This window comes from Microbispora rosea (assembly GCF_900156315.1).
Taxonomy (GTDB): domain Bacteria; phylum Actinomycetota; class Actinomycetes; order Streptosporangiales; family Streptosporangiaceae; genus Microbispora; species Microbispora rosea.
On sequence record NZ_FTNI01000046.1, the window covers coordinates 12,997 to 32,632 of the forward strand.

21 protein-coding genes are annotated in these 19,636 nt (G+C 73.4%); 13 read left to right on the forward strand and 8 right to left on the reverse strand.

Annotated features, from left to right (window positions below; translation table 11 throughout):
• The first annotated feature begins 3 nt into the window (after positions 1-3).
• The 4 genes from BXA11_RS38720 to hypE are packed head-to-tail and all read left to right on the forward strand — an operon-like array spanning position 4 to position 2,850.
• The gene (locus BXA11_RS38720) at positions 4-411 is read left to right on the forward strand and encodes a hydrogenase maturation nickel metallochaperone HypA/HybF (protein ID WP_030510834.1); all 408 of its coding nucleotides are present in this window, start codon (positions 4-6) and stop codon (positions 409-411) included.
• Positions 386-634: a HypC/HybG/HupF family hydrogenase formation chaperone gene (locus tag BXA11_RS38725; RefSeq protein ID WP_319018774.1), complete on the forward strand. Its 249-nt coding sequence runs from the start codon at positions 386-388 to the stop codon at positions 632-634. The genes BXA11_RS38720 and BXA11_RS38725 overlap by 26 nt, the downstream gene beginning before the upstream one ends.
• Positions 635-640: 6 nt before the next feature.
• The gene (gene hypD, locus BXA11_RS38730; RefSeq protein ID WP_076442757.1) at positions 641-1,765 is read left to right on the forward strand and encodes a hydrogenase formation protein HypD; all 1,125 of its coding nucleotides are present in this window, start codon (positions 641-643) and stop codon (positions 1,763-1,765) included.
• Positions 1,762-2,850, forward strand: a complete 1,089-nt coding sequence (gene hypE, locus BXA11_RS38735) for a hydrogenase expression/formation protein HypE (RefSeq protein WP_076442759.1) — start codon at positions 1,762-1,764, stop codon at positions 2,848-2,850. The genes hypD and hypE overlap by 4 nt, the downstream gene beginning before the upstream one ends.
• On the opposite strand, the gene BXA11_RS38740 is transcribed toward hypE, so the two are convergent.
• Positions 2,851-3,570 (reverse strand): SDR family oxidoreductase, encoded by a 720-nt coding sequence (locus tag BXA11_RS38740; RefSeq protein ID WP_076442761.1) that lies wholly within the window; start codon positions 3,568-3,570, stop codon positions 2,851-2,853. It lies immediately after the preceding gene.
• 123 nt (positions 3,571-3,693) lie between these two features.
• On the opposite strand from BXA11_RS38740, the gene BXA11_RS38745 reads away from it, so the two are divergent.
• On the forward strand, positions 3,694-4,563 hold the full coding sequence (locus BXA11_RS38745; protein WP_076442764.1) for a LysR family transcriptional regulator: 870 nt from the start codon (positions 3,694-3,696) through the stop codon (positions 4,561-4,563).
• Here the strand turns inward: BXA11_RS38745 and hypF are convergent.
• From hypF to BXA11_RS38765, 4 genes are read right to left on the reverse strand one after another with little or no spacing between them, the layout of a single operon-like run.
• Positions 4,446-6,806 carry a carbamoyltransferase HypF gene (gene hypF, locus BXA11_RS38750; RefSeq protein ID WP_076442767.1) on the reverse strand — a complete coding sequence of 787 codons (2,361 nt, stop codon included), beginning with the start codon at positions 6,804-6,806 and terminating at the stop codon, positions 4,446-4,448. The genes BXA11_RS38745 and hypF overlap by 118 nt on opposite strands.
• 29 nt (positions 6,807-6,835) lie before the next feature.
• A complete protein-coding gene (locus BXA11_RS38755; protein WP_076442770.1) occupies positions 6,836-7,162 on the reverse strand; it encodes an STAS domain-containing protein in 327 nt (108 codons plus the stop codon).
• Positions 7,162-8,184, reverse strand: a complete 1,023-nt coding sequence (locus tag BXA11_RS38760; protein WP_076442772.1) for a cobalamin B12-binding domain-containing protein — start codon at positions 8,182-8,184, stop codon at positions 7,162-7,164. Before BXA11_RS38760 ends, BXA11_RS38755 begins: the two co-directional genes overlap by 1 nt.
• A 26-nt stretch (positions 8,185-8,210) precedes the next feature.
• Positions 8,211-9,812, reverse strand: a complete 1,602-nt coding sequence (locus BXA11_RS38765) for a PP2C family protein-serine/threonine phosphatase (protein ID WP_076442774.1) — start codon at positions 9,810-9,812, stop codon at positions 8,211-8,213.
• Positions 9,813-9,960: 148 nt separating this feature from the next.
• Here BXA11_RS38765 and BXA11_RS38770 point away from each other — a divergent pair, with 148 nt between their 5' ends.
• Positions 9,961-10,920, forward strand: coding sequence for a sulfite exporter TauE/SafE family protein (locus BXA11_RS38770; protein ID WP_239105321.1), 960 nt, complete (start codon positions 9,961-9,963; stop codon positions 10,918-10,920).
• Here the strand turns inward: BXA11_RS38770 and BXA11_RS38775 are convergent.
• Together BXA11_RS38775 and BXA11_RS38780 are read right to left on the reverse strand one after the other, a co-directional pair.
• Positions 10,902-11,615 (reverse strand): dienelactone hydrolase family protein, encoded by a 714-nt coding sequence (locus BXA11_RS38775; protein ID WP_076442776.1) that lies wholly within the window; start codon positions 11,613-11,615, stop codon positions 10,902-10,904. The genes BXA11_RS38770 and BXA11_RS38775 overlap by 19 nt on opposite strands.
• 59 nt (positions 11,616-11,674) lie before the next feature.
• Positions 11,675-12,640 carry an LLM class F420-dependent oxidoreductase gene (locus BXA11_RS38780; RefSeq protein ID WP_030510822.1) on the reverse strand — a complete coding sequence of 322 codons (966 nt, stop codon included), beginning with the start codon at positions 12,638-12,640 and terminating at the stop codon, positions 11,675-11,677.
• 189 nt (positions 12,641-12,829) lie between these two features.
• Between BXA11_RS38780 and BXA11_RS43535 the strand changes: the two genes are divergently transcribed.
• The gene (locus tag BXA11_RS43535; protein ID WP_156081127.1) at positions 12,830-12,994 is read left to right on the forward strand and encodes a hypothetical protein; all 165 of its coding nucleotides are present in this window, start codon (positions 12,830-12,832) and stop codon (positions 12,992-12,994) included.
• 36 nt (positions 12,995-13,030) lie between these two features.
• Positions 13,031-14,089 (forward strand): sulfite oxidase, encoded by a 1,059-nt coding sequence (locus BXA11_RS38785; RefSeq protein ID WP_076442778.1) that lies wholly within the window; start codon positions 13,031-13,033, stop codon positions 14,087-14,089.
• Here BXA11_RS38785 and BXA11_RS38790 read toward each other — a convergent pair.
• A complete protein-coding gene (locus tag BXA11_RS38790) occupies positions 14,086-15,075 on the reverse strand; it encodes a zinc-binding dehydrogenase (protein ID WP_076442815.1) in 990 nt (329 codons plus the stop codon). The genes BXA11_RS38785 and BXA11_RS38790 overlap by 4 nt on opposite strands.
• A 103-nt stretch (positions 15,076-15,178) precedes the next feature.
• Here BXA11_RS38790 and BXA11_RS38795 point away from each other — a divergent pair, with 103 nt between their 5' ends.
• The 5 genes from BXA11_RS38795 to BXA11_RS38815 are packed head-to-tail and all read left to right on the forward strand — an operon-like array spanning position 15,179 to position 19,629.
• The gene (locus tag BXA11_RS38795) at positions 15,179-15,784 is read left to right on the forward strand and encodes an RNA polymerase sigma factor (RefSeq protein ID WP_076442781.1); all 606 of its coding nucleotides are present in this window, start codon (positions 15,179-15,181) and stop codon (positions 15,782-15,784) included.
• Positions 15,781-16,605, forward strand: coding sequence for a zf-HC2 domain-containing protein (locus BXA11_RS38800; RefSeq protein WP_076442783.1), 825 nt, complete (start codon positions 15,781-15,783; stop codon positions 16,603-16,605). The genes BXA11_RS38795 and BXA11_RS38800 overlap by 4 nt, the downstream gene beginning before the upstream one ends.
• A complete protein-coding gene (locus BXA11_RS38805; protein WP_076442785.1) occupies positions 16,602-17,456 on the forward strand; it encodes an ABC transporter ATP-binding protein in 855 nt (284 codons plus the stop codon). The genes BXA11_RS38800 and BXA11_RS38805 overlap by 4 nt, the downstream gene beginning before the upstream one ends.
• On the forward strand, positions 17,453-18,913 hold the full coding sequence (locus tag BXA11_RS38810) for a hypothetical protein (protein ID WP_076442787.1): 1,461 nt from the start codon (positions 17,453-17,455) through the stop codon (positions 18,911-18,913). The genes BXA11_RS38805 and BXA11_RS38810 overlap by 4 nt, the downstream gene beginning before the upstream one ends.
• The gene (locus tag BXA11_RS38815) at positions 18,910-19,629 is read left to right on the forward strand and encodes a hypothetical protein (RefSeq protein WP_076442789.1); all 720 of its coding nucleotides are present in this window, start codon (positions 18,910-18,912) and stop codon (positions 19,627-19,629) included. Before BXA11_RS38810 ends, BXA11_RS38815 begins: the two co-directional genes overlap by 4 nt.
• The last annotated feature ends 7 nt before the right edge of the window (positions 19,630-19,636 follow it).

The following is a 19,636-nucleotide window of genomic DNA, read 5'->3' on the forward strand; positions in this document are numbered from 1 at the left end:
CCGATGCACGAGTTCGGGATCGCCGAAGCCGTGGTCGACGCCGTGGAGCGCCGGGCCGGCGGCAGGCGGGTGCGCCGGGCCCGGGTGCGGGCGGGCGCGCTGCTGCGCATCGCCCCACAGGCCCTCGACCAGGCCTTCTGCCTGGCCTCCGCCGGCACGGTCGCCGAGGGCGCGACGCTCGACCTGGTCATCGAGCCCGTACGGCTCATCTGCCGGGGCTGCGGGCACTCCGCCCTGTGCGCCGACCCGCTCACGATCTGCGGCCTGTGCGGCGGGATCGACGTCGACAGCGAAGGCGGAGACAGCCTCGTCCTCGAATCCATCCAGCTCTACCCCGACACCACCGCGGAGGTGTCCTATGTGCCTGGGCATTCCGGGCGAGATCGTGGAGATCCCGCCCGGCCAGACTGACCTCGCCAGGGTCGACGTGAGCGGGGTCCGGCGGGCCGTCAACATCGGCCTGCTGGACGGCCAGCCCCTGCGGCCCGGCGACTGGGTCCTGATCCACGTCGGTTTCGCGCTGTCGAAGATCGACGAGGCCGAGGCCAGGGCCGCGCTGGAGTTCCTGGAAGGCATCGGCCAGGCGTACGAGGACGAGCTGGCGGCGCTGCGCGACTCGTCCATAGAGAGGTGAGCGGCGGTGCGTTTCGTCGACGAGTACCGCGATGCGGACAAGGCGCGGGCGCTGTCCGCCAGGATCGCGAGCCTGTGCGAGCCGGGCCGGGCCTACAAGTTCATGGAGGTGTGCGGCGGCCACACCCACACCATCTACAAGCACGGGCTGGAGGACTACCTGCCCGAGACGATCACGCTGGTGCACGGCCCCGGGTGCCCGGTCTGCGTGATCCCGATGGGCCGCGTGGACGACGCGATCCACATCGCCGAACGGCCGGACGTGATCATGACGTCGTTCGGGGACATGATGCGGGTGCCGGGCGGGCGAGGGTCGTTCTTCGACTCCACGGCCCAGGGCTCCGACATCCGCATGGTCTACTCGCCGCTGGACGCCCTGAAGATCGCCCGCCGCGAGCCGGACCGCCACGTGGTCTTCATGGCCATCGGGTTCGAGACCACCGCGCCGTCGACCGCCATGACCGTGCTGCGGGCGGCGGCCGAGGGCGTGCGGAACTTCTCGGTCTTCTGCAACCACGTGACGATCATTCCCGCGATCAAGGCGATCCTGGACTCGCCCGACCTGCGTCTCGACGGCTTCGTCGGTCCCGGTCACGTCTCCACGATCATCGGCTGCCGGCCGTACGAGTTCATCGCCCGCGACTACGGCAAGCCGCTGGTCGTGGCGGGTTTCGAGCCGCTGGACATCCTCCAGTCGGTCTACATGCTGCTGCTCCAGCTCGCCGAGGGCCGGTCGGAGGTCGAGAACCAGTACGCCCGGGTCGTGCCGTGGGCGGGCAACGTCAAGGCCCTGCGGGCCGTCAACGAGGTGATGGAGCTGCGGCCCTACTTCGAGTGGCGCGGCCTGGGCTTCATCTCCCACTCGGCGCTGCGCATGCGGGAGAAGTACGCGGCGTACGACGCGGAGCGGCTGTTCGACATCCCCGGCAACCGGGTGGCCGACCCCAAGGCCTGCCAGTGCGGCGAGGTCCTCAAGGGCGTGCTCAAGCCGTGGGAGTGCAAGGTGTTCGGCACGGCCTGCACGCCGGAGACGCCGATCGGCACCTGCATGGTGTCGTCCGAGGGCGCCTGTGCGGCCTACTACAACTTCGGCCGCTTCTCGCGGCAGCGGGTGAGGGAGGCGACCCGGTGACCGGCATTGGGACCAGCCGTGAGGAACAGGTCCTCGAACGCATCGACCGCGCCCGGCGGCGGAAGGCCCGCGTGCGCGAGGAGCACATCACGATGGCCCACGGCGCCGGCGGCAAGGCGACCCAGACCCTGATCGAGGCGGTGTTCCTCGACGCGTTCCGCAACCCGCTGCTCGAACCGCTGGAGGACGGCGCGGTGTTCTGCGCGGGCGGCGCGCGGCTCGCGTTCACGACCGACTCCTACGTGGTCTCCCCGCTGTTCTTCCCCGGCGGCGACATCGGCGACCTCGCCGTCAACGGCACCGTGAACGACCTGGCGGTGTGCGGGGCGCGGCCGCTGTACCTGTCGGCCGGCTTCGTCCTCGAGGAGGGTTTCCCGGTCGAGGACCTGCGGCGGATCAGCGCGTCGATGGCCCGCGCCGCCGCGGCGGCGGAGGTGTCGATCGTGACCGGGGACACCAAGGTGGTGCAGCGCGGCAAGGCCGACGGCTGCTATGTCACCACGGCCGGCGTGGGACTGCTGGAGGGGGACACCCGCCTCGGCGTCGCACACGCCCGGCCCGGCGACGCCGTCCTCGTGTCCGGCCCGGTCGGCGAGCACGGTGTGACGATCATGCTGGCCCGCGGGGAGCTCGACATCGAGGCCGACGTGACGTCGGACACCGCCCCGCTCAACGGCCTGATCGCCGCCCTCCAGGCCGCTGCCGGCGAAGGAGTGCGGTGCCTGCGGGACGCGACCCGGGGCGGCGTCGCGACGATACTCAACGAGATCGCCCGCGCCTCCGGCGTCGCCGTCGTGGTCGAGGAGGACGCGGTGCCCGTACGGCCGGCCGTACGCGGGGCCTGTGAGCTGCTGGGCATCGACCCGCTCTACGTGGCCTGCGAGGGCCGGGTGGTCGCGGTGGTGGACGGGGACGCGGCCGGATCCGCGCTCGCCGCGCTGCGGAGCCATCCGCTCGGCGAGGGCGCCGCGGTCGTCGGCCGCGTCCGGGACGATCCCCCGGGGCTGGTGCTGCTGAAGACCGCCTTCGGCGGCACCCGGATCGTCGACGTGCTGGTCGGCGACCCGCTGCCCCGCATTTGCTAGCTACACGAGGACGTTGCCGCCGTCCACGGTGAGGACGGTTCCGGTGGCGAACGGCTCCGTCATCAGGAACACGTAGGCACGGGCGATGTCCTCGACCTCGCCGATCCGCCCTGCCGGGATCGCGGCGCCGATCTCGGCATACATCCGCTCGCGCTCCTCTTCCCCCATCGCGGACCACAGCGGGGACCGTACGAAGCCGGGCGACACGACGTTCACCCTGATGGGCGCGAGCTCGACGGCCAGCGCCTTGGTCAGCGCCTCCATGGCGCCGCAGATGCTCGCCGCGACCGCCCAGCCCGGGCCCGGCCGGTCCTTGGCGATGCCGGTGGTGAGGGTGATCGAACCGTCCTTGCGCAAATACGGCAGAGCCGCGCGGACCGCCCCCAGCGCGCCGAAGTAGCGCAGCGCGAAGAAGTCGCCCGCCGCCTCCAGGTCGAGCGTGTCCATCGGCATCATCGTCAGCGGCTCACCGGCCGTGTAGACGAGGTGGGTGAACTCGCCGAGATCCTCGAAGAGCCGGCCCACGGCCCGGGCGTCGGTGAGGTCGGCGACGCGGCCGTCGCAGCCGCCGGGCAGGCGGGTCAGCGCGTGATCGACGCTGGCCTGCCGGCTGGAGACGACCGTGACCACGGCGCCCTGGCGCGCGGCCGACTCCGCGGTGGCCAGTCCGATGCCCGACGTGCCGCCGAGCACGACGACGCGGTGCCCCTGCAGATCCATGACTCGTCCTTTTCGTTAGGGGATCTCAACCCCTTCAGGATGCGCCCGCCCCATCGCCGCCGTCCAAGACCCTCTGCCACGCCTGTAATACCCTGAGGGCATCAGAGGCGAGAGGATGCGCTGGTGGACGTCGATCTGCGGAAGCTGCGATATTTCGTCGCGGTGGCCGAGGGGCTGCATTTCGGCCGGGCGGCCGAGGCGCTGCACATCGCGCAGCCCGTGCTGTCGCGCCAGATCCGAGCACTCGAGGAAGAGCTGAAGGTCCAGCTCTTCGTACGCGACAGGCGGGCCACCGAGCTCACCTCCGCGGGCGAGCAACTGCTCGCCGACGCCCGCCCGCTGCTGGCCTCGGCCGAGGCGCTGCGCCGGCGCGTCAGCCGCGCCGCACGCGGCACGGACACCTTCACCGTGGGATTCATGCCCGGGCTGATCGTCACTCCGGCGGTCCGGGCGCTGCGCGAACGTCACCCCGGGCTGACGGTGGAGGTGGTGCGCACCACCTGGGACGACCAGGCCGAGGTCATCCACGACGGGCGGGTGGACATCGGCTACGTGCGCCTGCCGATCGACCGGCGCGGGCTGCGCGTCCGGCCGCTGATGGACGAGCCACGCGTCGCCGTGCTGCCCGCCGGCCACCGTCTGGCCGGCAAGGACATGATCGGCATCGCCGACCTCGCCGACGAGCACCTCCTCCAGAACCCCGACGCCGTGCCCGAATGGCGCGACGTCGCCACCGAGCTGCGGGGACCGGGACCGCGTCGCCCCGCGCCGGTCTTCCACGCGGTGGAGGAGAAGCTCGAACACGTCGCCGCCGGTCACGGCGTCGTCATCCTGCCGCTGTCGGCGGCGGCCTTCTACACCCGGCCGGACGTCACCTACGTCCCGGTCTCCGACATCCCGCCGAACCAGGTGTGCCTGGCCTGGGACAGCTCTCGCCGCACCCCCCTGATCGGCGAGTTCGCCGCCATCGCGGCGGCGGCGACGGCGGCCTGACCGAGGCTGACGCCGCCGTCGTTCGGAGGGACGCGGTGGTGGGTGAGCACCGTGAAGCCGCGCTCCTCCAGCAGGGTCACGGCCCGGCCGAGCAGCAGCAGGTTCTGGAACACGCCGCCGGACAACGCGACCGTGGACAGGCCGCAGGCCTTCCTGACCAGGGTGCAGCCGTCGGCGACGACGCGGGCCACGGCGTTGTGGAACCGCGCGGCGACGACGTCGCGCGGCACGCAGGCCCGCAGATCGTCGGCGACCGCGCGGACCAGCTCCACACCCGGCACGGCGAACCGCGTGCCCGCGGAAACGAGCCCGCAGGGATAGGCGTCGTCCACCGCGGGGTCGGCGAGCTGCTCGAACTCGACCGCGGCCTGGCCCTCGTAGGTGATCGCGTCGCGGACGCCCGCGACCGCCGCCACCGCGTCGAACAGGCGGCCCATGCTGGAGGTGAGGGGCGCGTTCACACCCCGGCGGGCCAGCGCGACGACGGCCGCCCACTGCCCGGCGTTGCGCCGCACGACGTCCAGGTCCTCGGGGACGTCCCCGTCGTAGGCGAGATCGAGGTAGGCGGCGGCCATGCGCCAGGGCTGCCGGATCGCGGTCGCGCCCCCGGGCATCGGCACCGGAGCCAGGTGGCCCGCCCGTTCGAAGCCGGCCAGGTCGGCGACGAGGAACTCGCCGCCCCACAAGGTGCCGTCCGAGCCGTAGCCGAGCCCGTCGAAGGCCACCCCTGCGACCGGCCCTGCGACGCCGTTGTCGGCCAGGCAGGAGGCGATGTGGGCGTGGTGGTGCTGCACGCCGACGAGGTCCGCGTCCTGGTCGAGGGCCCACTTGGTGGACAGGTAGTCGGGGTGCAGGTCGTGGGCGACCACCTCGGGCGTGATGTCGAACAGCCGCCGGAAATGATCGACGCCCTCGGTGAACGACCGCAGGGTCTCGTAGTTCTCCAGGTCGCCGATGTGGTGGGAGACGAACGCGCGGTCATCCTTGACCAGGCAGAACGTGTGCTTCAGCTCGGCGCCGCAGGCGAGCACGGGCCGGCGTGCCGCCCGGGCGAGCGGCAGCGGGTGCGGCACGTACCCCCGCGACCGCCTGATCGGCAGGTCACGGCCCCGGAAGACCCGTACGACCGAGTCGTCCGTCCGGATGTGAATGGGGCGGTCATGGGTCAGGAAGGCGTCGGCGATGCCGCCGAGCCGTTCCAGGGCGTCCTCGTCCCGGTAGGCGATCGGCTCGTCGGACACGTTTCCGCTGGTCAGCACGATGGGCTGGCCCAGCGATCGGAGCAGCAGGTGGTGCAGCGGGGTGTAGGGCAGCAGCACCCCCAGCCACCGGTTGCCCGGCGCGACGGACGGCGCCACGGACGGCGCGACAGACGCGTCCGGCAGGCGCCGCAGCAGCACGACGGGGCGGGCGGGACCGGTCAGCAGGCGCTCCTCGGCCGGATCCACCACGCACAGCCGCCGCGCCGCGGCCACGTCGCCGGCCATCACCGCGAAGGGCTTGTCCTCGCGGTGCTTGCGCGACCGCAGCGCGGCCACCGCGGGTTCGTCCGCCGCGAGCGCCGCCAGGTGGTAGCCGCCGAGTCCCTTGACCGCCAGCACGCCACCCTCCCGCAGGAGCCGTACGGCCGGCTCCAGCGGGTCGCCCGCCGCACCTGAGCCCCCGGGACCGTGAAACCGTAGGCTGGGCCCGCAGGCGGGGCAGCACACGGGCTGGGCGTGGAAGCGCCGGTCGCCGGGGTCGTGGTATTCCCCGGCGCAGTCCGCGCACATCCGGAAGCCCGCCATCGTGGTGTTGGCCCGGTCATAGGGCACGTCGCGGACGATGGTGAAGCGTGGGCCGCACCCGGTGCAGTTGGTGAAGGCGTAGCCGCACCTGCGGTCGGCCGGGTCGGTCAGGTCGCGCAGACAGGCGTCGCAGGTCGCCACGTCGGGCGAGACGAGCGCGTGCCGGTCCCCACCGGCAGCGCTCGGCGCGATCGCGAAGGTCCTGCGGCCGGTGACGGGCGCCGGGCCCGTCGTGATCCGCTCGATGACCGCCAGCGGCGGCGGGTCGCCGGTCAGCGCGGCCAGGAACTCCTCGACCGGCGCGCTGCCACCCTCGACCTCGATGAAGACCCCGCGCTCGTCGTTGCCGACCAGCCCGGCGAGGCCGAGCCGCGTGGCGAGGCCGTACACGAAGGGCCGGAAGCCGACCCCCTGCACGATCCCCTCGATCCGGACGGCGACGGCACGCCTGCTCACCCGCCCATTGTCTCAGCCGGGCAGGAGACTCAGCCGGGCAGGTCGAGCACGTCGTCGAGGGCGACGACCTTGAGCAGATGGCGCAGGTAGGGGGTGAGGGCGACGATCCGGAAGACCGTCCCCCGCTCCTCCGCCTCGCTGTAGGCGTTCATCACGACCGCCATTCCCGACGAGTCGATGAACGTCAGCCCCGCCAGGTCGAGTTCGAGCACGTCGACGCCTTCCGCGAGCCTCTTCGCCACCTCCGCGGACGCGTCGTCCGCCGTGGTGAAGTCGAGCTCACCGGCCATCACCAGGCGCGCGGCACCGGGCTCGGGAGTGAGCGACTCGACCTGGAACGGCGACGTGTCCTGCATCAGACCCTCGTCTCGGTTCGTTGACTCGCACAGCACGTCTGTGCCACGGCGAGGCCCTCGTTCAGCATCACGCGGGCGTCGGGGCAGTCTGTCAGTACATCATGGAAAACACGCAGTCCGAGCACGACGGACTCCGCGGGCACCTTCCTGGCCGCCGGCACCTGGCAGGCCCAGGTGACGAAGTCGGTGAACAGCGCGGTGTCGTGGACGTACGTCGCGGCGATCAGGAAGTCGGCCATGTGACCGAGATCCTCGGCGCTGTGCTCCCCGAGCCTGTCGACGACGCGGGACAGCAGTTCGGCGCGGTGCCGGGTCAGGTACACGTACTCCTCGCCGCCGAGATGAACCGCGGCGGCGCCTGGGCCGTCGTCGGCGGCGGGGAAGGACGGCAGTCCGGCGGCGAGCCGGTCGGCCGCCGCGTCGGCGGTGGGAGCCCACGCGTCCGCGCCGAGCAGGCAGGCATAGCGGCCGTCGGCGCCGAACCCGGCCCCACCGGCCAGCACGGGAGTGCCGGCGGCCTGGCAGGCCGCGATGGTGGCGTGCGCGCGGGCCAGCCGGGTCGGCATCGTGCAGCCGAGCGCGACCACGTCGGGCCCGGTCTGGTGCAGGTGCGTGATCAGGTGCGGGCCGGGCACGCTGGCCCCCAGGAAGTCGATCCGCCATCCCCGCAGGCGCAGCACCTCGGCCATGATGCGGGTGGGCAGGGCGTGATACTCGCCGTCGGCGCAGGCCACGGCCACCAGGCCGCGGGTCGCCGCGGGCCGGACGTGCCCGCTGACGGCGGCCACGACGCGCTCGCTGACCGCGGTCGCCGCGTGCTCGCGCGCCACCGGCCACTCGTTCGACGCCCACAGCTCGCCCACCCGGAGCTGGCCGCGGGCGACGATCCGCAGCAGCACGTCCTCGGCGGGCACGCCCTCGTCGATCAGGCCCAGGACCAGGTCGACCGCGCCGTGCTCGTCGGCCCGGCCGATCAGGTCCAGGTAGCGCCCGGCGACGGTCTCCAGGTCCTTCATCACCATGCTGTCACCATGCTGTCACCATGCTGTCACCATGACGTCTCCGTCCGTGCCGTCCCCGCGCGTACGGCGAGCAGGGCGCGGTCGTCCCGCCCGCCGCCCGGATCGGCGCCCGGACCGCCGCCCAGCCATTCGGTGCTGAGCTGCTCCAGCCGCTCCACCAAGGCCTCGACGGGCATTCCCACGCAGGTGGCGAGCGCCTCCTTCAGCCGTTCCTCGCCGAACATCTCCCGCCCGGTCGGGCCGCCGAACGCCTCGGTGATGCCGTCGCTGTACAGCAGGCACACCTCGCCGGGCGCCAGGTCGAGCGTGACGGGCCGCAGGGTGATCTTCTTCAACGCGCCGAGGAGGGAACCCCGGGCGGCGGCCTCCTCCACCGTGCCGTCCCCGCGCAGGACCAGCGGCGGCGGGTGCCCGGCCACGGCCAGGTCCACCAGCACGTGATCGCCGGGTGCGGTCCGCAGCGCGGCCAGGATCATCGTCACGTAGGAGTTCGGCGACGGAGAGGCGAGCAGCGACCGGTTCAGCAGTTCGAGCAGCCGGTCGGTGCGGCTTTCCAGCAGCAGCAGCGTGCGCAGGCTGTGACGGACCTGACCGGCCAGGACCGCCGCGCGGGCGCCCTTGCCGCAGACATCGCCGAGAATGATCAGCGGCGGCCGCTCCACGATCCCGGCGTCGGGAGCCGTGTCGGGCAGGTAGACGTCGTAGAAGTCGCCGCCGATGGCGCCCGCCTGCTGCGAGGCCCGCAGCCGGCCGGCCAGCCGCATGCCCTCGATCTCCGGCATGTCGGGCGGCAGCAGGTCGCCGGTCAGGATGGCGTTGATCGTGCTCTGCTCCCGGAACAGGGAGGCCGCGGAGATCGCGGCGCCGGCCCGGACAGCGAGGTCGCGCGCCATCCTCTGGTCGTCGTCGCCGAACGGCGACCGCCCGGCGCGGCGGGCGAGCACGATCGCCCCGGCGGGCACGCCGTTGCCGGGCAGCGGGAGCACCAGCAGGTGGCCCGCCGGGCCGAACCCCTCCGGCAGCAGCCAATCCGGCGCGCCGCCCGGGTCCTGCTGTCCGGCGGCGCCGTGCCGCAGGCCCGCGAGCGCGTCGGTCAGGCCGGGCACCTCCGCCGCCGTGACGGCCGGCAGGGTGCCCTCCTCCGGGCCGTACCGGCCGGAGACGGCGCGCACCCACTCGATCCTGCGGCGGGCGGTGGCCGGCAGCAGCACGATCGCCGCGTCGCACAGGAAGTCGGCGGCCAGCTCCGTCGCGGCCCTGGCACACCGGCGCGGGTTGAGCGAGGCGGACAGGCGGCGGCCGGCCTCCAGCAGGAACTCGGTCCGCGGCGCCGCGTTCAGGTCCGTGAGATACCAGGCGAGCCGGCAATCGCCGACCGCCTCGGTGCGAATCCGGAGCGCCCGGCCGCCGTGGGTCACGATCCGGCCTTCGGGGGCGGGCGGGACGGAGTCGAGCGGCGCGGGCGCGGGCAGGCCCGGCTCGACCCCCGGCACCAGGCGGACCGCCGCCGCGTTGGCCAGCGTCACGACGCCGTCCGCGTCGCACACCACTATGCCCTCGCCGCTGCCTTCGAGCAGCGCCGCCAGGAGGTCGGGAGCCGGCCGTACCGCCCTGCGCGTTCCCGTCATGGCCGCATCCCCCGGTCCCTGTTCGTTACCCCACAGTACCTTCACCCCGATATCGGCAGGACGAGGGCGGGTGGCGCCGGAACAGCCCCCGAGGGTTCACCACGAGAGGGGGTATCCATAATTCCGATGGGTTAGGTAGGGTTAGTGGGTGCATTTCGACTACACCATGGCGATCGGCTCGTTCCTGGTCGCCGTCGTCGTCGGCCTGACCGGGATGGGCGGCGGCGCCCTGATGACGCCCATGCTCGTGACGTTCTTCGGCGTGCCGCCCCTCGCCGCCGTCTCCAGCGACCTCGTCGCCGCCGCCGTCATGAAACCGGTGGGCAGCCTCGTGCACCTGCGCCGGGGGACGGTCAACCTGCGGCTCGTCGCCTGGCTGTGCGCGGGCTCGGTGCCCGCGGCGTTCTGCGGAGTGCTCATCGCCCGCGCGCTGGGCCGGGGCGAGGCCGTGCAGGAGGTGATCCAGAAGGGTCTCGGCATCGCCCTGCTCATCGCGGCGGGGGGCCTGGCCGTACGGGGTTACCTCGCGATGCGCGACCGCGCCGAGGGCCGCACCCCGGAGACCGGCCGCCGCACCGCCGCCCCCGGCGAACCGGCCTCGACCGAGATGCCCTCCGTCACCGTACGGCCGCTGCCGACCGCGCTGGTGGGGGCCGTCGGCGGGCTGGTGGTCGGCATCACCTCGGTCGGCTCCGGATCCCTGATCATCGTGGCCCTGCTCGCGCTCTACCCCGCGTTGAAGGCCAACCAGCTCGTCGGGACCGACCTGGTCCAGGCCGTGCCGCTCGTCATGTCGGCCGCGCTCGGGCACCTGCTGTTCGGCGAGTTCACGCTGTCGGTCACGGTCGCGCTGCTGGTGGGCTCCGTCCCCGGCGTCTACCTCGGCTCGCGGATCTCCTCGCGCGCCCCCGGCGGGCTGATCCGCCGCGTCCTGGCGTTCGTGCTGCTCGCCTCGGCGCTGAAGATGTTCGGCTTCGGCAACGCCCCGACCGTCTGGGTGCTGGTCGCCGTGCTGCTCCTCGCGCCGGCCTTCTGGATGGTCCTGCGCGTGCGGTGCGGCCTGCCCGCGCTCCCCTGGCGGCGGGAGGCTCAGACCGCCGGGAGGTGACGGCGCAGGAGGTCCATGGCCAGCCCCCACGCCGTACGGCCCGCCTCCGGGTTGTGGAACATCGGCGCGAAGAAGTTGTGGAAGGCGTGGCCGGCGTCCTCCTGCACGTGGACCTCCACGTTCGGCCGTCCGGCCGCCGCCTTCTCCACGACCGCCACCCTGTCGCGGGGGATGTAGGGGTCCCGGCCGCCGAAGTGGAACTGGATCGGGCCGCGGATGCCGCTCAGGAGCTGGGGCGCGTCCGGCACGTCCGCGCCGTAGAAGGACACCACGGCCGACAGGCCGCTCCCACCGGCACCGGCGGCGACCGCGTAGGCCAGCGAGCCGCCGAGGCAGAAGCCGAGCACGCCGGTTCCGCCCGTCACCTCGGACCGCGCCGCGAGGGCGGCCAGCGCGGCGGCGCAGTCGTCCGCGGCCTTCTCGGCGTCCAGGTTCGCCGACAGCTCCAGCGAGGCGCGCAGCCCCTCCTCGTCGTGGGCGGCGGCCCAGCCGGGCCGCAGGCGCCAGAACAGGTCCGGCACGCCGACGACGTAACCGAGCCCGGCGAGGTCGGCGGCGACCGCCCTGATGTAGTCGCTCACGCCCCAGATCTCCGGGATCAGCAGAAGCCCCGGGCCGCTCCCCCGTTCCGGGATCCACAGGCGCAAATCGAAGCCACCGTCCGTGACCGTCACCGTCTGCGTGCGCTCGGGCATCGTTCCTCCCATGGCGAGCTGACGGCGATCATCTCACGCCTGTAGATCGCGCAACACGCCTATAGATCGCGCAGCGCGGGGAGGAGCTCCTTCTCCGACCACTCGAAGAACTCCCGCTGGCGTTCCCGTCCGACCTGCACGAGCGCGAGATGGGTGAAGCCCGCCTCGGTGTACTGCCGCACGGCCTCGACCACGGCGCCGGCGTCCGCGCCGCAGGGCACCTTCTCGGCCACGTCCTCCGGCCGTACGGTCTCGGTCGCGGCGGCGAAGTTGACCGGCGCGGGCAGCTCCGACATGACCTTCCAACCGGCCACCGACCAGCGCCACATGCGGTGCGCCCGCTCGACCGCGGCGTCCTTGTCGGGGTCGTAGCAGACGGCCAGCTGGCCGTAGACGGGCTTGCCCTCGCCTCCGGACGCGGCGAACTTCTCCACCAGCGAGCCGTCCGGGTCGGTCGCCACGAGGCCGTCGCCGAGCTCGGCCGCGATGTCCGCCGACTGCTCGCCGGACGCGGCGACCGCGATGGGCACCGGCCGCTCGGGCAGGTCGAACAGCCGGGCCGAGTCGATGTCGAAGTACTCGCCGCGGTAGTTGCGGTAACCGCCCTGGAAGAGCTCCTTGATGACCTCGATGGCCTCGCGGAACATGTCGTGCCGGGTGTTGACCGGCGGCCAGCCGTGCCCCACCACGTGCTCGTTCAGGTTCTCGCCCGCGCCCACGCCGAGGGTGAACCGGCCGTCGCTGAGCACTCCCATCGTGGCCGCCTTCTGCGCCACCACCGCCGGGTGGTAGCGCATGATCGGGCACGTCACGTACGTCATCAGCGGCAGCCGTTCGGTGGCCTGCGCCACCGCGCCCAGCACCGACCAGGCGTACGGAGAGTGGCCCATCTCCTCCAGCCACGGGAAGTAGTGGTCGGAGATGACGGCGTAGTCGAAACCGGTCCGTTCGGCCGCGACCGCGTCCGCCACCAGCTCCTTCGCGGGCGTCTGCTCGCACATCAGGGTGAAACCGATCTCTGCCATACGGCCACCCCTACCCACGTCCGTACCGGTCAGACGGCGCGGTGACGAGGCCGACGGCCGACCGGCATGGGCGAACCGGCCGCCGAGCCATGTGACCGTCCAAATTCACTTGACCAGTTACGCCTCTTTGTCGTACCTTTGTAACTACCTAAGAAAATTAAGACAGTTACAAAGGCGAGCTGGACGGTAATGATGTTCTACGACTACTCCCTGGCCACCGAGCGCGTCACCGAGTTGCACCGCGAGGCCGACAACGCCCGCGTCGCCAGCCGTCTGGTCTCGGCCAGGCGCTGGTCACGCCTCGCGTCCTGGGCCCAGCGTCAGGCCCGGAGGGCGAGCCGCGACCTGGGCTGACGGCCGTCACCGCGTCGGCCCGGAAGGGAAGGGCCGATGCACACGACACGCGACATCCGCACGCCGGTGGTGAAGCCGGCCATCGCCGCCCTCATGGAGGACGCGGGCACCGGCCTCGACTACGGCACCCGGCCCGACCGCCTGCCGGGCCTGCTCACCCCGCTCGACCGCTTCTTCGTCCGCAACCACGCACCGACCCCCCGCCTCGATGCGAGAACCTGGACGCTGTGCGTCGAGGGCGCCGGCGTACGCCGGGCCGTCCGCTACACCTACGACGACCTGTGGCGCCGGTTCCCGCTCGTGTCCGTCGTCCGCACCATGGAGTGCGCGGGCAACCGTCGCGCCCTGTTCGGCGTCGAGCACGGCCGCCGCTTCGGCGGGGTGCAATGGGGCCGGGGCGCCATCGCGACCGCCGAGTGGACCGGGATCCCGCTGCGCGACCTGCTCGAACCCGCCGGCCTAACCGACGCCGCCGTCGAGGTGATGCCGGAGGGGCTCGACGAGGCGCGCGGGCGCCGCCCGATGCCCCTGGCCAAGGCCCTGGCCCCCGACACCCTGCTCGCGCTCGCCATGAACGGCGAGATCCTGCCGCCCGACCACGGCTTCCCCGCCCGCGTGCTCGTCTCCGGCTGGCTCGGCGCGGCGAGCATCAAGTGGGTGGGCCGGATCGAGGTGTCCGACCGGCCGCTGAGCGTGCCGTGGAACACCGAGGACTACGTGATCGTCGGCCCCGGACGTCCGGCCGTGCCGATCACCTCCACGCCGGTCGCGAGCCTGGTCGAGCTGCCCTGGCCCGCGCGGCTGCATCCCGGCCCGCAGACGATCCGCGGCCGGGCGTACGCCGGGGAGGACCGCGTGACCGCGGTCGACTACCGGATCGACGACGGCCCCTGGCTGCCCGCCGCCCTCGACGGACCCGGCCTCGCGGGCGTCTGGACCCGCTGGCGGTTCCCCTGGGATCCCGCTCCCGGCGCCCACATCGTGCGGGTGCGGGCCACCGACGAGCACGGCCGATCCCAGCCCGATACCACTCCCTGGAACGACCTCGGCTACTGCCACACCTCGGTGCTCCCCCATCCCGTTGTGGTCACCTAGGGAACGAGCACCACCTTGCCCGTGGTCGCGCGGGTCTCCAGCGCGGCGTGCGCGGCGGCGGCGTCCTTGAGCGGGAAGCTCTGCACCAGCGGGACCAGCGCGCCCGACCCCGCGGCCGCCAGCGCACGCTCCTCCAGGCCCCGCAGGCCGCCCGGCCGCTTCAGCACCCGCGCGCCGACCGCCACCGCCGCGGTGATGCCGCGCGCGAACAGGTCCTGCGTGGTCAGCGCGGTCGGGCCGCCCTGCGCGTCCGCCCAGCCGAACAGCACGATCCTGCCGCCGACGCCGAGCAGTTCCAGGGTGGCGCGCCCGAGGGCCCCGCCGACGCCGTCGAGCGCCAGCGTGACCTCCCGGTCGCCGAGGATCGCCGTCACCTCGTCGGGCCAGCCGGGCACGGCGTAGTCCACGGCGTGGTGCGCGCCCAGCTCCAGCACCCGGCCCACCTTGGCCGCGCCGCCGGCGAGCCCGACGACCGTGGCGCCTGCCCGCACCGCCGCCTGCACGAGCAGGTTGCCGATGCCTCCGGCCGCCGCCGTCACCAGGACGACGTCGTCCGCCCGGATCTCCGCGATGTCGAGGATGCCCATGGTCGTCCGGCCGCTGCCGATCATCGCCACGGCCTCGCCGTACCCGAGGCCGTCCGGGATCTCGTGGATCGCCGAGGCGTCCCGCACGGCCAGTTCCGCGTATCCGCCGGGAACCATCCCCAGATGGGTCACCACCCGCCTGCCGACCAGGCCCGGATCGGCCCCGGGACCGACGGCGTCGACGATCCCGGCGACCTCCCGGCCGGGGATCGTGGGCAGGTCGGGGACGGGGATCGGACCACCGGCGTACTTCCCGGCCCGCAACGTGGTGTCGACCAGGTGCACCCCCGCCGCCCGTACGGCCACGCGGACCTGGCCCGGCCCGGGCTCGGGATCCTCGACCTCCTCGTAGAGGAGATTCTCAGCGGGACCGAATGCATGCAATCTGATGGCGTACATGTGCCCGTTATAGATCTCCGAGCCGCTCCCCCACATCGGGCGATGGTCCTAGGACGTCCGTACCTCGTGAACCGATCGGCGCGCGCGCCGCGATAGACGAGACATGCGCCCCCTCTCCCTGCGGTTCCCCCGCAAACGCCCGCATCCACCGCCCGTGAGCCCGTCCAGTGACGATCACGACCTGATGGCGGCCGTGGCGGCGGAACGCGTCGAGGCGCTCCGGCTGCTGCATGACCGGCACGCGCCCTGGCTGCGCGCCCGCCTGCTGCGCAGGTGCGCCGACCCCGACCTCGTGGACGACGCGATCCAGGACACGTTCGTCGCGATCTGGCGCGGGGCGCGCCGCTACTCGCCGCAGGGCGACGACGCCGCCGCCTGGATCTGGACGATCGCCGTGCGCCGCCTCGCCTCCGCCCTGAGACGTCCCGGCGGACGCTGGATCGCCGCCGCCGCGCTCGCCGACACCGCGCTCGCGGAAACAGGCGCCCGCCTCGCCTCCGCCGAGGACAGCGTGCTGCTCGGGGTCGAGCACGGCGATCTCGGCGGCGCCCTGGCCCGCCTGTCACCGGAACTGCGCGCCGTGATCCAGGCGACCGTCCTCGACGGCCTGACCGTCCGTGAGGCGTCCCGGCTACTCGGCATTCCCGAAGGCACCGTGAAAACCCGGCTCATGCGGGCCAAGGCCCGGCTGAGAGAGGAGCTGGCATGACGACCGGCGACTGGCACATCCCGCCCGGCCTGCTGGAACGCTACCTGGACGGCTCGCTCGATCCGGTGGGCGTCATGTCCGTCGAGGCCCACCTCGTCCGCTGCGCCCGGTGCCGTACGGCGGTTCCCGCCGACGGCGGGTGGCTTGCCACGTCGTGGGAGCGGATCGCGGCGGAGGTCGCCGCCCCCGCCCCGCCGCTGACGGAGCGGCTGCTGCACGGCGCCGGAGTACCCGGGCACCTGGCCCGGCTGCTCGCCGCGACGCCCGCGCTGAGCCGCGCGTGGGCGGCGGCCGTCGCGGTCGCCCTCGGCTTCGCCGTGGCGGCCGCGCACCTGGCCGGCCATGGTTTCCTCGCGTTCCTGACACTGGCCCCCGTGCTGCCGACGGCGGGCATCGCGCTCGCGTACGGCCGCCGGATCGACCCCGCCCACGAGACGTACGCGGCCACACCCATGGCGGGAGCGCCGCTGCTGCTGGTGCGCTCGACAGCCGTGCTCCTGACGGCGCTCGCGCTGACCGCTCTGGCCGTGCCGTTGCTGCCGGCCGCCACCATGCCGTCCGTCGCCTGGGCCTGGCTGCTCCCCGCGCTGACGACGACCTCGGGTTGCCTGGCACTGGCCACGCGAGTGCCGCTGCCTCTCGCCGCCGTGGCCCTGGGCGGCGGCTGGGTCGCAGTCGTGACGGGGGTGGGAGCGGTGACGGGCGACCGCACGCTGCCGTTCCGGCCCGGCGCGCAGGTGCTCTACGGCTGCGCCGTAGCGCTGCTCACCCTCGTCCTGTACGTCCGGCGCCATCGCCTCGACCCCGCGGAGCCCCGATGACCCCCACCGTCACTGTGCGCGGCCTGCGCAAGCGGTACGGCCACACGGCCGTGCTCGACGGCCTCGACATCGCGTTCGGCGCCGGCGTGACGGGCCTGCTCGGTCCGAACGGCGCGGGCAAGACGACGCTGCTGCGCTGCCTGGCCACGACCCTCGCGCCCGACGCCGGGGAGTTGCGCGTCCTGGGCCTCGATCCGGCCACGGCGTCCGGGCGGACCGGCGTGCGCCGGCGACTCGGTTACCTGCCGCAGGACCCTGGCTTCTACCCCCACTTCACGGTCTTCGAGACGCTCGACTACGTCGCGATCCTCAAGGAGATGACGGACCGGCGCGAACGGCACCGGGAGGTCACGCGGGTGCTCGCCGAGGTCGGCCTCGCCGACCGGGCGCGCACGAAGGTGCGCAAGCTGTCGGGCGGCATGCGGCAGCGGCTCGCGCTCGCCCAAGCCCTGCTGGACGAGCCCGACCTGCTCGTCCTGGACGAGCCGACGGTCGGCCTCGACCCCGAGCAGCGACTGCGGCTGCGCGCCCTGGTCTCCCGTCTGGGCGAGAGCCGTACGGTCCTGCTGTCCACCCACCAGACGGAGGACGTCGCGGCGCTGTGCGAACGGGTGGTCGTGATGGACGGCGGGCGGATCCTGTTCGACGGCACCCCTGCCGGGCTCGCGGCCGTCGCCGCCGGCCGGGTGAGCCTCGGCGACCACCGTCCGGGGCCCGGCGCGCTCTTCTGGCGGACGGCCGACGGGCGCTACCGCACGATCGGCGATACCCCGGCGGACGCCGTCCCGGCCGAGCCGACGGTGGAGGACGGCTACCTGCTCCTCGTCGGCCGCACCCAGGAGGCGGCATGAGTCTGGTCAGGTTCGAGGCCGTCCGGCTGCTGCGCGACCCGCTGGTCTGGGGAGCCGCGGTGCTCATGGTCGCGCTGCGCGTCTGGCAGACGTGGACCCGTGCGCCCGCCTGGCCCGAGGTGACGATCGACACGGCGTACGGCTGCCTGCTCGTGGGGGCGGGCGCGCTGCTCGCGGCGAACCTCGCCGTGAACCGGGAGCGGCGTCACGGCATGCCGGAGACCATCCGGGCGCTGCCGGTCCGGGCCCCGGCCAGGACCCGGGCGCTGCTGGTCGCCGCTCCGGCGGTCGCCGCCGCGACGGCCTGCGCGGCCGCGGCGGTCCACCTGCTGAGCCTGCTGCCCGCGCACCCGGCAGGCCGGTTCGATCCGTGGGAGGCGCTGACCGGGCCTGCCGGGGCGGCGCTCTGCGGCGTCCTCGGCGTCGCCGTGGGCCGGTGGCTCCCCGGACCGGCCACCGGGCCCGTCGTGCTCTTCGCGATCGCGGCGCCCGCGGAGCTGTCCAGGTCGGGCGGTTCGTGGGCGGCGCTGCTTCCGGTGATCGTGCATCACGACCTGCCTGTGGAGATCAACCCTCGGCCGTCGGGCACCCACCTCGTCTACGTCCTGGCCCTGATCGCGCTGGCGGCCGCCCTCGGGATGACCCGGTACGGCCTGCGGCCCCGGCGCTCGCTCGCCGCGCTGGCCGGGCTCGCGGTCGCGGTGCCCACGGGGGCCGTCGCGATCAGCGGCCTGCGCGATGCTGTGCCTCAGGAGAGGCTGGCGCGATGGTCGGCGGCCGAGGCGCAGCGCTGCCGGGAGGCCGAGGGGGTGCGTTACTGCGCCTATCCGGGCTACGAGGCGTGGATCCCGCTCTGGGCGCGCGCGGTGCGGCCCGTGGTCGCCGCGGTTCCGCCCGCCCAGCACGCCCGGGTGCCCGAGATCAGGCAGCGGATCGGCGACGTCTCCTTCGGCCAGGGACGGGGGACGGTGACGAGGCCGGGGTGGCCGCACCCCACAGGACCGTTCTTCCTGTGGGGCAGGCACGGGACCGCGGAGCTCTCGGAAGCCTGGCTCGGCGGCCAGGCGGCGGCCCGGGTGGCCGGCGTGCCGGACCCCGAGTGGTGGCGCACGTCGATCACCGATCCGCTGTACGGCGCCTCCGGCATCTTCGTTCGTGTGGGCACGCCCGGATGCGCCGAGTGGGGACGGGCGCGCACGCTCGTCGCCCTGTGGCTGGGCGGCCAGGCCGGGCCGGTACGTGTCGCCGCCTCGTCCTGGGCACAGACGAAGGACTCCGAGCGGCCCGCCGCCGAGCGCCTCTACCGGTATGCCGAGCGCCTGGTCGCGCGCCCGGACGCCCGCGCACGCGTGTGGGCCCACTGGACGACCCTCCTGGACCCGGCGACCACGGTCGAGCAGGCGCTTCCGCTGCTCGGCCTCACCCCGGACCCCGACGATAGGAAGGACTGCTCGTGATCCGTACGGCACTGATCCTCGTCCGCCCGCTCCTGCGGGCCGTCGACTGGGCGCCGCTCGCCTGGACGTGGCTGGCGTCCGCGGCCGTGATCGTCGCCGCCGCCCTCACCCGCGGTGCGGTGGTGAGCTGCGATGCCGTGGTCCTGTCACGGCTGTCGGCCGGGGCGATGGGCGCCACGGCGGGGTTCGCTCTCGTCGATCCCCTGGCATACGGCACGCTCGCCACGCCTGTGCCGAGGTGGCTGCGCATGTGGCTGCGCACCGCTCTCGCCGCCGGGGCCGCCCTCGCGGCCTGGGGGACGACCCTCGCGCTGATCGTCGTCTTCCTGCCCCAGGGCTCTCCGTTGCTCGCCGGCGATCTGGCGCTGGAGGCCGCCGCGTGTGTGCTCACCGGACTGTCCGGCGCCGCCGTCGCCGTACGGCTGCGCCCCCGGCACGGCCGGTCCGCGGCCCTCGCGGGCGCGGCGGCCCAGTTCGGGCTGCTCACCGTCACGCTCTTCCTGACCGCCGAGCTCTGGCTGTGGCCCCTGCAGGACGATCCGCAGTGGCCGGTCGCCCACCGGCTGTGGCTCTTCCTTCTGCCGCTGCCCGTGGCCTGCCTCTTATTGGCGAACGCAAATCCGGTGGGAAGGTGGAGTCACAGAGTTATGGCGTTCTTCGTTGGGTTTTTCCTCGGCGGCCCTTATGCTCGCATGAAGTCCTCTTTACTACCGTGAGTGAGGA